The sequence below is a fragment of the Lentzea flava genome (assembly GCF_014648475.1).
GTDB classification, from domain to species: domain Bacteria; phylum Actinomycetota; class Actinomycetes; order Mycobacteriales; family Pseudonocardiaceae; genus Lentzea; species Lentzea flava.
This window is the reverse complement of the sequence record NZ_BMRE01000047.1, coordinates 57,748-70,213: the sequence shown is the minus strand read 5'-3', so window position 1 is coordinate 70,213 and position 12,466 is coordinate 57,748. Positions and strand designations below refer to the sequence as shown.

The following is a 12,466-nucleotide window of genomic DNA, read 5'->3' as shown; positions in this document are numbered from 1 at the left end:
AACCTTGTGTCACAACAACCGAGACAAACCTGCGACAGATCACCCGAGACACGACAGTCAAGGGCGACCGGGGCGAGGAGCACAACTTCGAGGAGACGACGTTCGCGGGCGGGCCCGGCACGCTGATCCACAACCAGTACCCGTTGCTGTACGCCGAATCCGTGGTGAAGACGCTGCGGAAGGTGCACGGCGACGACTACACGACGTTGTTCCGCGCGGGTGGCGACGGCATGCCCACGCTGCTGCACGGGTTCTGGCAGGCCGACGCGGACATGAGCTTCGACGGCCTGCGCCTCACGACCCGGCGGGGCATCAACTCGTGGATCTCCGGCCACCCGGTGCACGGCTCGGACATCGGTGGCTACCGCAACCTCGGCGGCGGGCCGTCGGAGTCGCTGTTCGTGCGGTGGGCGCAGCAGTCCTCCGTCACGCCGGTGTTCCAGGTCGGCAGCTCCGGCCGCAACTCGACACCGTGGGTGTACGACGCGGCGACGTTCGACCGGTTCAAGCGGGCCGCGGTGCTGCACCACGAGCTGTTCCCGTACCTGTACGCGCAGGCGGTTCGCGCATCCCGCGATGGCACGCCGATCACGCAGGCGATGGCCTTCCGGTACCCGCACGAGGAGGCCGCGTGGAAGGCCGACCAGCAGTTCATGGTCGGGCCGGATCTGCTCGCGGCTCCCGTGACGGCGGACCGAGCCGAGGCGGACGGTGCGGCCGGGAAGCCGACGCCGGTCGACGTGTGGCTGCCTCGTGGCGAGTGGATCGACCTGTTCTCCGGTGCTCGGGTGACCGGTGGCCGGACGATCACGCGAGAGGCCACTTTGGACGAGTTCCCGCTCTACCTGCGGGCGTCCGCCGCGATGCCGCTCAACTTCCGCACGCCGGAGATCTGGTCGAAGCCGTGGGGTGTGAACGACCTCGACCGCAAGGACCGCGCGGGCTGGCTGGTCTCGCCGTCGGCCGACGGCCGGTTCGGCAACCTCCACGCGCACTCGTTCGGCGACCACCTCCTCGTCCGGCTCACCGGCGCACCGCAGGAGTCGCAGCTGATGGTGCCGGCGGGCGTGAAACGCGTGGTGATCGACGGGAAGCCGCTGGCGGCGTCGACCGTCGAGGAACTGCGTGGCAAGACGACGGGCTGGGCGTCCGTCTCCTCAACGCCCGGCACGTTCGGGGGCACGGTGCTGAAGCTCCAACCCCGACACGGCTCCAGCACCGTGCTGCTCTCCCTCAGCTGACGTCCGCGAGGCGCGCCTGGAGGTCGTCCACGAACCGGATGAGCAGCCGGCCGAACGTCCGCTGGTCCTCGTCGGACCAGTCGGCGACCGCGCCGGTGAACCAGCCGAGGATCGCCTCCAGGTAGCGCCCCGCGGCCGCGGCGCCCTGGTCGGTCAACTCGATCAGGCGTGCGCGCTGGTCGTTCGGATCGGTGACGCGCCGGACGAGATCGGCGCGCTCGAGGTCGTGCAGGTGCCTCGTCACGTGCGGGCCGACGACCTGCATCCTGGCGGCGATCTCCCCCACTCGCAGCGGCTGGCCCGCCATGCGCAACGTCATGAGCACGGTCATCCCCGGACGGTCCAGCGGGATGCCGACGTGCTCCATCGCCCGGTCGACCAGCTGGCTGCGGTTGAGCACCGTGCCCAGTTGCATGAGCCGCGGCAGCACCGTCGCGACATCGAGTCCGGCCTCACTCATACTTATCTACCTAACTTAGGTATATGCTAGTGTCGATCACACAGGAACCGCAGCGATCACCGCGGCCCGAAAAAGGATACCTGAGTTAGTTATCTGGAGGGACCATGAGCACCGTCCTGATCTCCGGCGCCAGCATCGCCGGCCCCGCACTCGCGTTCTGGCTGCGACGTCACGGCGTCGACGTCACCGTCGTGGAGAAGGCGCAGACCCTGCGCGGTGGTGGATACCCCATCGACATCCGCGGCACGGCGCTCGGCGTCGTCGAACGCATGGGCTTGCTCCCCCGCCTGCGGGAGGTCCACGTGGACACCCGGCGGATCACGTTCCTCAACGCGGACGGCAGCCAGGCCGCGTCGCTGCGCCCCGAGTCGGTCTCCGGCGGCGACGTCAGCGACCTGGAGGTCCGCCGCAGCGACCTCGCCGAGATCCTCTTCGACGCCGTGCGAGACGACGTGGAGTTCCTCTTCGAGGACTCCATCGCCACGATGAACGACCACGCCGGGGGCGTGGACGTGACGTTCCGCAGTGGTCTTCGACGTACCTACGACCACGTCATCGGAGCGGACGGACTGCACTCGGTGGTGCGCGCGCTGACGTTCGGCCCGGAGGAACAGTTCCACCGCTACCTCGGCTACTGCTTCGCGGGTTTCACGATGCCCAACCACTTCGGCCTGAAGCACGAGGCCGTGATCTGGAACGAGCCCGGCCGCGCCGCCGCGCTGTACGCGATCGGCGACGGCGAGACCGTGCACGGCTTCCTGCCCTTCGTCCGCGCGGAGGCCCCGTTCGGCGCGTTCCACGATCCGCAGGCGCAGCGCGACCTCGTGGCGTCGGCCTACGCGGGCGACGGCTGGGAGGTGCCCAGGATGGTCGAGGCGATGCGCACGGCCGACGACCTGTTCTTCGACACCGTCAGCCAGATCCGCTTGCCGCGTTGGTCGTCCGGCCGGGTCGCCCTGGTCGGTGACGCCGCGTACGCGCCGTCGTTCCTCACCGGGCAGGGGTCGAGCCTCGCGCTGGTCGGCGCCTACGTGCTGGCCGGACACCTGGCCACGGCACCGGACCACACGGCGGCGTTCGAGGCGTACGAGCGCGTGACCCGGCCGTTCGTCGAAGCGAACCAGGGCCTGGTCGCCGAGGGCGACGCGGCGCTGTTCCCCTCCACCGCGGAGGCGTTGGCCGCACGCAACGCCGCTCTGCGCGAGCTGGAGACGGTACCCGTCGAGGGCGGCCGTCCCGAGCACTCCGCGCTGACCTTGCCGGAGTTCAGCTGACATTCAGATATTACAAACATCTGGATGGTGTGAGTATCCTGATGTTCATGGTTCGGCTGACACGGGCACAGCAGCAGGAACGCACGCGGGCCTCCGTGCTGGCGGCGGCGAAGGCGGAGTTCACCGAACACGGGTACGCCCTGGCGAAGATCGACCGGATCGCCGAACGGGCCGAGCTCACCCGTGGCGCGGTGTACTCGAACTTCCCGAGCAAACGCGCCCTGTACCTGGCGGTGCTGATCGACCTGGTCGAGACCACCGGCCAGGTCGATCCCCCGGTGCCGCCAGAGTCGCTGGACGACGCGCTGGAGAACTTCGCCAGGGTCTGGCTCGAACGCCTGCCGCTGGGCGGTACGGCGTGGGGCGGCCGCCTGCAGCTGCGCTCGCTGGACGGAGTCCTCGACGACGAACACACCCGCGAGGTGCTGGCGCAGGTCACCCGGCTGGAGGCGCTGTTGCTCGCCATCGCGCTGGAAGCGGGCGCGCCGGCACGCCGGGTGCGGCTGGCCGAACTGGCGCTCACCCTGCTGGGCGGCGCGAGCCACCGGGCCGAGATCGCGCCGGGGTCCGGCGATCCCTTCGACCTGACGCACGCGTGCCGGCACCTCGCCGACATCCGGTTCGGGGACACCTGGGCGCCACCGCACCTGCCCTTCGTCACCCCGGCGACGCCGTGCGCGGACAGCTGGACGGCGCCGGCGGGTCTCGTCGACCAGATCAGCGGCCGGCAGGCCGACCTCGCCTCCGACGGCCTGATCACCGTCCTGGGAGCAGGCCGTCTGGGGGCCGCCGAGGAAGCCGTCCGCTCCGGCGAGCGGACGACGATCGTCATCGTCACCGGCGACCCCGCCGAGACCGGCCGCCTCGTCCGGCTCAGGATCACCGACCTCGCGGGCTGCCTGCGGCGCGTGTTCGCACCCGAGGCCTGGCAGCGCGTCCGGGTGGTGCTCGACGACGACGCGCTGGTGGCGTCCGCGCTCGGTGTCACGGATCCCGGTGACGGAACCGAGGTCGCGGTGCGCGTCCGGGGCGGGATGATCGTCGCCCGCTCCAGCGGGCGCGGCGCCGGCCACGCGGTGTCGGCCGTCCGGAAGGCCACGCCGTGAGCGGGCCGGATCTGCTGGTGCTGCACGCCCTCCGCTGCGTCGGCACCGCCGGCCTCACCAGGCTGGCGGCGACCACGGGTCTCGGCGAACCGGACGTCGAGTCCGAGCTGATCGACCTCGCGGTCGCCGGACTGGTCACGCGCAACGCCGACTTCGGCGTGTGGAGCCTGACCGGCAGCGGTCGAGCCGCGCACGCCCAGCGAATCGCCGCCGAGCTGGAGTCCGCCGCCGCCCGCCCCGCCGTGGCCGCGGCGTTCGACGGTTTCCTGGTGCTCAACCCGGAGCTGCTCGACCTCTGCACTGCGTGGCAGCTGCGGTCCGCCGACGGCGTCATGATCGCCAACGATCACCGCGACCCGTCCTACGACGCCCGCGTGCTCGACCGGTTCGCCGACTTCGACCGGCGTGCCGCCGCGGTCTGCGCCGAGCTCGCCTCGGCGCTGCCCCGGTTCGGCCGCTACCAGACCCGCCTGGCAGAGGCCCTCGGCCGTGCCACCGCGGGAAAGTGGGAGGAGCTCGCCGACAGCACGTCGTCCTACCACGTCGTGTGGGCGGAGCTGCACGAAGATCTGCTCGTCACGCTCGGGATCCCGCGATGAGGTGGATTCGGCACCTCTCCGCCGAGCTCGACGAGACGGCGGAGGTGCTGGGCGGCAAAGCTCACGGCCTCGTCGTCCTGCACCGGCTGGGACTGCCGGTGCCCGCCGGGTTCGTCGTCACCACGGAGGCCTGTCGCGCGTTCCTGCGCGACGGACGTCTTCCCGGCGGGCTCGACGAGGAGCTCGCGGCGGCGATCACCGGGTTCGACGTGGTGTCCGTTCGCTCCGGGGCCGCCGTGTCGATGCCCGGAATGATGAACACGATCCTCAACCTGGAACTCACGAGTGCGGCCGCTGCCAGGACGGCGGTGGAGGCCGTGTTCTCGTCGTGGAACACGCCACGCGCGCGGACCTACCGGGAGCTGCACGACATCCCGCACGACCTCGGCACGGCCGCGATCGTGCAGACGATGGTCTTCGGGAACCGGGACGACCACAGCGGCACCGGGGTCGCGTTCAGCCGCGATCCCAACAGGGGTGCGAACGTCCCGTTCGGAGAAGTCCTTTTTGGACAGCAGGGTGACGACGTCGTCTCGGGTTCCTCACCGACGTTGCCACTGCGGGACCTGGCCGACCGGGAACCGGTGGTGTGGGCCGGTTTGCTCGACGCGCTGAGCCGGGTCGAGGCGCACTACCGCGACGCGTGCTACGTCGAGTTCACGTTCCAGTCCGGCGAGCTGTGGCTGCTGCAGGTCAGGCCGGGCGGGTTCGCCGGGGCCGCGGCCGTCCGCGTGGCCGCGGACCTCGCCGACGAGGGCGTGATCGATCGGCACGAAGCGCTGCTCAGGATCTCGCCGCACCACCTCCGGCACGTTCGCACACCCCGGATCGCGCCGGGTGAGGACGTCGTGGCCAGAGGGCTGGGCGCGTGTCCCGGTGTCGCGACCGGCAGGGTGGCGACGACAGCGGACACGGCGGTCCGCATGGCCGTGGACGGCCCGGTCGTCCTGGTGCGCCAGGAGACCTCGCCGCACGACATGCGCGGACTGGCCGCCGCCACGGGCATCCTCACCGCGCGCGGCGGGCCGGCCAGCCACGCCGCCGTCGTCGCCAGGGCGATGGGAAAACCCGCTGTCGTGGGAGTCGCCGACCTCGTCGTCGCGGACGCGTCCGCCGTCGTCGGAGGACGCACGATCAGCGAAGGCACGCTCGTGACGATCGACGGAACCAGCGGCGAAGTCGTTCTCGGCAGCCCCCGCGTCGTCACGACGACGGCGGACGAGCCCCTGCGCCGGTTGCTGCGCTGGGCGGACGACGTGTCGGGCGATCACTCCGAACGCGACGAGGCCGACCGTCTCAGCGCCGCCCACGCGGTGCTCCGACGCTGAGCCCTCAAGGCCGCACGGCGGGTCCGAAGCCCGTCCAACGCAGGTCCGGTGGGAGGTGGCCCATGTCGTTGTACAGCAACAACGTCGGCGCTGCGCCCTCGCGGTACTCGATCGCCGTGAGTGCCGTGTTGCCGCAGTCCAGCCCGAGCCACCGGGCCGGCGGGGCGTCGAGGGCGTGCCGCACCAGCCACGCCACCGGGTAGGCGTGGGTGACCAGGACCTCGTGAGTCTCGGTCTCCGAGGGACGGGCGAAGCGGGCGATCAGCGCCTCGGCGACACGGGCACCCGCGGCGGCCTCAGCGGCGTCGTACCCGTCGAAGAATCCCGCCCACCCGGCAGGGATCTCCTCCGGCACGTGCGGCACGTGGTCGACGAGCTCGGCCGCTTCCCGCACGGCGATGCCGGGCAGCGACCTGCCGATGATCTGCGCGGACCGCACCGCCCTGGCCAGCGGCGAATGCCACACCACGTCGATCGGCAGGCCGGCCAGGCGCTGCCCGAGCAGTTCCGACTGCCGCTGCCCGGCGCCGGTCAGCTCGCCGAACGGATCCGCGGCGCCGTGCCGCACGACGTACACGTGACGAGTCGCCATGACGTGAAGATACTCCCAACATCCAGATGTTCTGAACATCTGGATCCGCTACCTTCCTGACAGGCGGCGCACAGGCGACTCACAGCAAACGACCGCAGCCTTGTCCCCATGACGGACAACCACGACCGCGGCCTCCAGTTCGACCTCGCCACGCTCATCGGGCGCCGGCGGGCGTTGTCACTGCTCGGCGGCGCAGGCCTCACCCTCGTGGCCTGTGCACCGTCGACCACGACCTCGAACTCAACCGCGCCAATCACCACGAGCAGTTACGCCGCCGGAACGACCGCGGCGGGAACCCCGCTGGAAGCGATTCCCGAGGAGACCGCCGGGCCGTACCCCGGCGACGGCTCCAACGGCCCGAACGCGCTGACCCAGAGCGGCATCGTGCGTTCCGACATCCGTTCCAGCTTCGGCTCGTCCACCCGCACGGCCGAGGGCGTGCCGCTGACCATCGAGCTGACGGTCCAGAAGGAGGACGGCAAGCCGTACGCCGGTGCCGCGGTCTACCTGTGGCACTGCGACATCAACGGCGACTACTCGATGTACTCCGACCGCGTGCGGAACGAGAACTTCCTGCGCGGCGTCCAGGAGGCGGACTCGTCGGGCAGGCTGACGTTCGTCAGCGTCTTCCCCGGCGCGTACTCGGGACGCTGGCCGCACATCCACTTCGAGGTCTACCCGAGCCTCGCCGAGGCCACCAAGGCGGGCAACAAGATCACGACCTCGCAGCTCGCGTTGCCCGAGACGACGTGCAAGGAGGTCTACGGCACGACCGGGTACACGCAGAGCGTCCAGAACATGGCGCGCACTTCGTTGAAGCAGGACATGGTATTCCGCGACGGCACGGACCGGCAGATGGCGACCATGTCGGGGAACGTCCAGTCCGGTTACACCGCCTCACTGACCTTCGCTGTGGAGGGCTAGCCACAGTTCCGCGCGCAGGCCGGGCGAGTCCATCGAACGCTCCAGGGCCTGTTCGGCTTTGCGCACGCGGTTTCTGAGGGTGTGCCGGTGCACGCCCAGCTCCGTCGCCGCCGGGTCCCACGCGCCGTGATGGGCCAGCCAGACGCGCAGCGTTTCGCGGGTTTCCGCGTCCAACGGCCTCAGCAGCGCGTCGGCGAAGCCGTCCGGGAGCTTCAGGTGCCCGGCGAGGTCCTCGAACGCGCGAACACCGGCCTGCCGCGCCTGCCGGGCTTCGCGGTACCCGCGCGCGACCTCCGTCATGTCCACTTCGGACGATGCGAAGCCGTCGAACTCGGTGGCGAGCACGACGACGTCACCGTCGTGCTCGGCCCAGAACACGTCGTCGTCCGGTGGTTCGCCGGTGAGGAACACCCGGAACCGGTCGGGCAGGCCGTCGACCGCGAGCCCGGCCAGCAGCATCCGGAACTGGCCCGCGCGGAGCTCTCTCCTCGCCGCGTCGACGGAGTCGTTCTGCGCGAGCGCGAGGACGAGCAGCGACGCGGCCGTGTTGACGATGCCGGGATCCGGCTTGGCGGTGCCGACCGCGAGCACGCCGCGGGCGCGGCTGCCGAGGACCTGGAGGAACACGTGCAGGCCGTCCAGCTCGAACGCGGCGCTGGCCAGGCCGCCCGCGGTCTTCAGGCGCCCCAGCTCTGCCGTCAGGTCGGGGACGAGCCGCGGGTTGTGGGCGTGCACGGGCCGGCCTGCCGCGTCGAGGAGCACGGCCCACCCGTCGATCCACTGGCCGAGCCTGCGCACCACTCCCCCGACTCCTGCACGGACGGCGGCTCTCGTGAGGGCTCGCTGCGCCTCGCTGGTGCGGGTGAGGGCCGCGTACTCGTCGGCGGCGACGGCCTTCGACACGGCCTTGCTGATGGCGATGAACGGCACCTCGCGCGGCACCTCGACGAGCCCGAGTCCCGCTGCTTCAGCGGCGGCGACCAGCGCGGGCGGCACCACGTCGTGACCGAGACCGGTGCCGAAGCCGAGCCCGACCACGCCGGCGCGCACCAGGCGTTCCACGTAGTCGTCGGTGATCGGCCTCAGGCCCGTGGTGAGCAGCAGCTCGCCACCCTCCAGGAACGGCGTCGGGTCCGCGAGCTCCGTGCCGTGCACCCAGCCCACCGGTTTCGACACGTCCCCCGCGAGCACCGGCAGCCGCAACGTCCTGGCCAGTTCCTGCAGCGTGATGGGCACGTGCCAATTTGTACAGCCAGAGGCCACCAGATCGCCATATCTGACACTGCACCCGGCGCTGACCAGCGCCATGCTGAGCACATGACCCGACTGCGCACCGCGATCCCCGGCCCCAAATCGCTGGAACTCCAGGCGCGGCGCAAGGACGCCGTCGCCGCCGGCGTCGGCTCGACGCTGCCCGTCTACATCTCCTCTGCCGACGACGGCCTGCTGATCGACGTCGACGGCAACCAGCTCATCGACCTCGGCTCCGGCATCGCCGTCACGAACGTCGGCAACCCCGCCCCCGCGGTCGCCGAGGCGGTGCACGCGCAGATCGACAGGTTCAGCCACACCTGCTTCATGATCACGCCGTACGAGGGCTACCTGGAGGTGTGCGAGGAGCTGAACGCGCTCACCCCCGGCGATCACGAGAAGCGGTCGGTGCTGTTCAACTCCGGCGCCGAGGCCGTGGAGAACGCGGTCAAGATCGCGCGGCACGTCACCGGCAGGCAGGCCGTCGTGGTGTTCGACCACGGCTACCACGGCCGCACGAACCTCACGATGGCGTTGACCGCCAAGAACATGCCGTACAAGCACAGGTTCGGGCCGTTCGCGCCCGAGGTGTACCGGGTGCCGGCGTCCTACCCGCTGCACGACGGCCTGACGGGCGCCGAGGCCGCGGCCAGGGCGATCGCGGCCATCGAGAAGCAGGTCGGCGCGGACAACACCGCCGCCGTCGTGATCGAGCCGATCCAGGGCGAGGGCGGGTTCATCGCACCCGCTCCCGGCTTCCTGCCCGCCGTCGCCGAGTGGTGCCGGGAGCGCGGCGTGCTGTTCGTCGCTGACGAGATCCAGACCGGCTTCTGCCGCACCGGTTCCTGGTTCGCCTCCGACCACGAGGGCGTGGTGCCGGACCTGATCACCACGGCCAAGGGCATCGCGGGCGGCCTCCCGCTCGCCGCCGTGACGGGCCGCGCCGAGATCATGGACGCCGTGCACGTCGGTGGACTCGGCGGCACCTACGGCGGCAACCCCGTCGCGTGCGCCGCGGCTCTCGGTGCCATCCGCACGATGCGCGAGCGCGACCTCAACGCCGCCGCGCGCCGCATCGAGGAGACGGTTCTCGGCCGGTTGCGTGCCGTCGCCGAGAAGACCGACAGCATCGCGGAGATCCGCGGCCGTGGTGCGATGATCGCCATCGAGTTCACCGAACGCACGCCCGACGTCGCTGCCCGCGTCGCGAAGGCGTGCCACGACCAGGGTGTCGTCGTGCTGACGTGCGGCACCTACGGCAACGTGATCCGTCTGCTGCCCCCACTGGTCATCCCGGACGACCTGCTCGCCGAAGGCCTCGACGTGCTCGAAGGAGCTCTGCTCGCATGATCCCGTTCACCACCCCGGAAGACGTCGAGAACGCCGTCGCCAAGGCCGACGCCGTCGCCGCGGAGTTCGCCGCCCTGCCCGCCCACCGCCGTGCCGCCGCGCTGGACCACGTGTCGCGGCGCCTGGCCGAGCGTGCCGAGGAGTTCGCGCAGGCCATCAACGACGACTCCGGCAAGCCGCTGAAGTGGGCCCGCGTCGAGGTGACCCGCGCGATCTCCACGTTCCGCTGGGCCGCGGAGGAGGCCCGCCGGTTCTCCGGCGAGCTGCAGCGCCTCGACACCGACCCGTCCGCCGAGGGACGTCTCGCGCTGGTCCGCCGGGTGCCGCGCGGCCCGGTGCTGGGCATCGCGCCGTTCAACTTCCCGCTGAACCTGGTGGCACACAAGGTCGCCCCGGCGCTCGCGGTCGGCGCGCCGATCGTGCTGAAGCCCGCGCCCGCGACGCCGAAGGTGGCGTTCCTGCTCGGCGAGCTGCTGGCCGAGACCGATCTGCCCGACGGCGCCTGGTCCGTGCTGCACCTGTCCAATGAGGACACCGCCAGGCTCGTCGAGGACCCGCGCCTGCCGGTGGTCTCGTTCACCGGCTCCGGCCCGGTCGGCTGGGGCATCAAGGAACGCGTGCCGCGCAAGCACGTCACGCTGGAGCTGGGCGGCAACGCGGCCGCGATCGTCGCCCCCGACTGGCAGGACGTCGAGTTCGCCGCGCAGCGCATCGCCACGTTCGCGATGTACCAGGCCGGCCAGTCGTGCATCTCGGTGCAGCGGGTGTACGTGCACACCGACATCTACGACGCGGTGTCCGAAGCCGTTGTGCAGCACGTGAACAAGCTCGACGTTGCCGCCGACGTCGGCCCGCTGATCAGCAAGGCCGCCGCGGAACGCGTTGAGGCGTGGGTGAACGAGGCCTCGGCGACCGTGCTGACCGGCGGCACCCGTGACGGCAGGGTCTACGCGCCGACCGTGCTGACGGACGTGCCGGAGGACGCGAAGGTGAGCGCCGAGGAGGTGTTCGGCCCCGTCGTGCTGCTGGCCCGCGTCGACTCCGTGGAGGAGGCGTTCGACCGCGTCAACGCTTCCCGCTACGGCCTGCAGGCGGGCTTGTTCACGACCGACGTGCGACTGGCTTTCCGTGCCGCGCAACGACTCCAGGTCGGTGGCGTGATCGTCGGCGACGTGCCGAGCTACCGCGCCGACCAGATGCCGTACGGCGGCATGAAGGAGTCCGGCACCGGCCGCGAGGGCCTGCGGGCGGCGATGGAGGACCTGACGGAGCCCCGCGTGCTCGTGCTGACGGGCCTGGAGCTCTGAGGTCCCCATACATCGGATGAATGGGTCGATCTCGACCTTGACTGCCATGATGCACGCGTGGCCGTCACCATCAGGGATGTCGCTCGCCAGGCTCAGGTGTCCGTCTCGACGGTCTCGCGCGCGCTGAGCGCGCCGGGCCTCGTCAAGGAAACCACCCGGCAACGGGTCCTGGACGTCGTGCGCGGACTCGGCTACCAGCCGAACCGCGCCGCGAGAAGCCTGATCACTGGCCGCACCGGCAACCTCGGCATCGTGGTGCCCGACCTCGAGAACCCCTTCTACCCCGCCGTGCTGCGCGGCGTGCAGACAAGGGCAGGCGAGGCGGGCACCTCGGTGTTCTTCTGCGACAGCCGCGAGGACCCGGCGACCGAGGCCGAGCTGGTCCGCACGATGGCACCCCAGGTCGACGGCGTGGTGCTGTGCTCACCACTCTCGCCCGACGACACGATCGCCGAACTCGCCGACCTGACCCCGCTCGTGCTCATCAACCGCACGGTGCCGGGCGTCTCGTCGGTGCTGATGGACAGCGGCTCCGGCATCGACCAGATCATCACCCACCTGGAATCGTTGGGCCACAAGGAGTACGTCTACCTCGGCGGCCCCACCGCGTCGTGGTCGCACAACCGCAGGCTCCAGGGCCTGCGCGACCGGGCCCCGGTCCTCGGCCCGTTCGAACCGAACTTCGCCGGCGGCCTGGCAGCCGCCGAACAGGCCCTCAGGACCACCGCGACAGCGTTCATCGCGTACAACGACCTGATGGCCCTCGGCGTCCTCAGCTACCTGGCCGAACACGACGTCAAGGTGCCCCAGCAGATCAGCGTGACGGGCTTCGACGACATCCTGTACGCCGCGATGTGCTCCCCCGCCCTCACCACGGTCGCCATGCCGACGGAGGAAGCGGGCAAGGTGGCCGTCGACCTCCTGGCCGAACGCCTCGACGGCGCCCCACCCGAACGCCGCGAACTCCCGACAAAGCTCGTGATCCGCGCAAGCACCCGGAAACATCCGATGTCCGCTTGACGTGGTCCAAACCA

At 70.8% G+C, this 12,466-nt stretch carries 12 protein-coding genes; 9 read left to right on the top strand and 3 right to left on the bottom strand.

Going from position 1 to position 12,466, the window contains the following annotated elements; translation table 11 throughout:
* Positions 1 to 1,241: TIM-barrel domain-containing protein (locus IEZ09_RS36080; RefSeq protein ID WP_229813274.1), on the top strand; the 1,241-nt coding region annotated here is incomplete at its 5' end.
* Here IEZ09_RS36080 and IEZ09_RS36075 read toward each other — a convergent pair.
* On the bottom strand, positions 1,234 to 1,701 hold the full coding sequence (locus tag IEZ09_RS36075; protein ID WP_189258302.1) for a MarR family winged helix-turn-helix transcriptional regulator: 468 nt from the start codon (positions 1,699 to 1,701) through the stop codon (positions 1,234 to 1,236). The two genes, IEZ09_RS36080 and IEZ09_RS36075, sit on opposite strands and share 8 nt — an antisense overlap.
* Before the next feature lie 104 nt (positions 1,702 to 1,805).
* Here IEZ09_RS36075 and IEZ09_RS36070 point away from each other — a divergent pair, with 104 nt between their 5' ends.
* The 4 genes from IEZ09_RS36070 to IEZ09_RS36055 are packed head-to-tail and all read left to right on the top strand — an operon-like array spanning position 1,806 to position 6,008.
* On the top strand, positions 1,806 to 2,975 hold the full coding sequence (locus IEZ09_RS36070; protein WP_189258301.1) for an FAD-dependent monooxygenase: 1,170 nt from the start codon (positions 1,806 to 1,808) through the stop codon (positions 2,973 to 2,975).
* A gap of 47 nt (positions 2,976 to 3,022) precedes the next feature.
* Complete coding sequence (locus IEZ09_RS36065) at positions 3,023 to 4,081, top strand: TetR/AcrR family transcriptional regulator (protein ID WP_189258300.1); 1,059 nt, start codon at positions 3,023 to 3,025, stop codon at positions 4,079 to 4,081.
* Positions 4,078 to 4,680 carry a transcriptional regulator gene (locus IEZ09_RS36060; RefSeq protein ID WP_189258299.1) on the top strand — a complete coding sequence of 201 codons (603 nt, stop codon included), beginning with the start codon at positions 4,078 to 4,080 and terminating at the stop codon, positions 4,678 to 4,680. Before IEZ09_RS36065 ends, IEZ09_RS36060 begins: the two co-directional genes overlap by 4 nt.
* Entirely contained in the window at positions 4,677 to 6,008 is a 1,332-nt protein-coding gene (locus IEZ09_RS36055) for a PEP/pyruvate-binding domain-containing protein (RefSeq protein ID WP_189258298.1), read from the top strand. The genes IEZ09_RS36060 and IEZ09_RS36055 overlap by 4 nt, the downstream gene beginning before the upstream one ends.
* Positions 6,009 to 6,012: 4 nt before the next feature.
* Here IEZ09_RS36055 and IEZ09_RS36050 read toward each other — a convergent pair whose 3' ends face one another.
* Complete coding sequence (locus IEZ09_RS36050; RefSeq protein ID WP_189258297.1) at positions 6,013 to 6,600, bottom strand: histidine phosphatase family protein; 588 nt, start codon at positions 6,598 to 6,600, stop codon at positions 6,013 to 6,015.
* A 108-nt stretch (positions 6,601 to 6,708) separates the two neighbouring features.
* Here IEZ09_RS36050 and IEZ09_RS36045 point away from each other — a divergent pair, with 108 nt between their 5' ends.
* Positions 6,709 to 7,524: a dioxygenase family protein gene (locus tag IEZ09_RS36045; protein WP_189258296.1), complete on the top strand. Its 816-nt coding sequence runs from the start codon at positions 6,709 to 6,711 to the stop codon at positions 7,522 to 7,524.
* Here the strand turns inward: IEZ09_RS36045 and IEZ09_RS36040 are convergent.
* Positions 7,498 to 8,760 (bottom strand): PucR family transcriptional regulator, encoded by a 1,263-nt coding sequence (locus IEZ09_RS36040; RefSeq protein WP_189258295.1) that lies wholly within the window; start codon positions 8,758 to 8,760, stop codon positions 7,498 to 7,500. The genes IEZ09_RS36045 and IEZ09_RS36040 overlap by 27 nt on opposite strands.
* An 81-nt stretch (positions 8,761 to 8,841) precedes the next feature.
* Between IEZ09_RS36040 and gabT the strand changes: the two genes are divergently transcribed.
* From gabT to IEZ09_RS36025, 3 genes are read left to right on the top strand one after another with little or no spacing between them, the layout of a single operon-like run.
* Positions 8,842 to 10,125 (top strand): 4-aminobutyrate--2-oxoglutarate transaminase, encoded by a 1,284-nt coding sequence (gene gabT / locus IEZ09_RS36035; protein WP_189258294.1) that lies wholly within the window; start codon positions 8,842 to 8,844, stop codon positions 10,123 to 10,125.
* Positions 10,122 to 11,432: an aldehyde dehydrogenase family protein gene (locus IEZ09_RS36030; RefSeq protein WP_189258293.1), complete on the top strand. Its 1,311-nt coding sequence runs from the start codon at positions 10,122 to 10,124 to the stop codon at positions 11,430 to 11,432. Before gabT ends, IEZ09_RS36030 begins: the two co-directional genes overlap by 4 nt.
* Positions 11,433 to 11,489: 57 nt before the next feature.
* A complete protein-coding gene (locus IEZ09_RS36025) occupies positions 11,490 to 12,452 on the top strand; it encodes a LacI family DNA-binding transcriptional regulator (protein ID WP_189258292.1) in 963 nt (320 codons plus the stop codon).
* The last annotated feature ends 14 nt before the right edge of the window (positions 12,453 to 12,466 follow it).

Bases quoted from the DNA above. Each gene is read 5' to 3' on its own strand.
- IEZ09_RS36075 (WP_189258302.1), bottom strand. From the start codon at position 1,701: ATGAGTGAGGCCGGACTCGATGTCGCGACGGTGCTGCCGCGGCTCATG.
- IEZ09_RS36070 (WP_189258301.1), top strand. From the start codon at position 1,806: ATGAGCACCGTCCTGATCTCCGGCGCCAGCATCGCCGGCCCCGCACTC.
- IEZ09_RS36065 (WP_189258300.1), top strand. From the start codon at position 3,023: ATGGTTCGGCTGACACGGGCACAGCAGCAGGAACGCACGCGGGCCTCC.
- IEZ09_RS36055 (WP_189258298.1), top strand. From the start codon at position 4,677: ATGAGGTGGATTCGGCACCTCTCCGCCGAGCTCGACGAGACGGCGGAG.
- IEZ09_RS36050 (WP_189258297.1), bottom strand. From the start codon at position 6,600: ATGGCGACTCGTCACGTGTACGTCGTGCGGCACGGCGCCGCGGATCCG.
- IEZ09_RS36045 (WP_189258296.1), top strand. From the start codon at position 6,709: ATGACGGACAACCACGACCGCGGCCTCCAGTTCGACCTCGCCACGCTC.
- gabT (WP_189258294.1), top strand. From the start codon at position 8,842: ATGACCCGACTGCGCACCGCGATCCCCGGCCCCAAATCGCTGGAACTC.
- IEZ09_RS36030 (WP_189258293.1), top strand. From the start codon at position 10,122: ATGATCCCGTTCACCACCCCGGAAGACGTCGAGAACGCCGTCGCCAAG.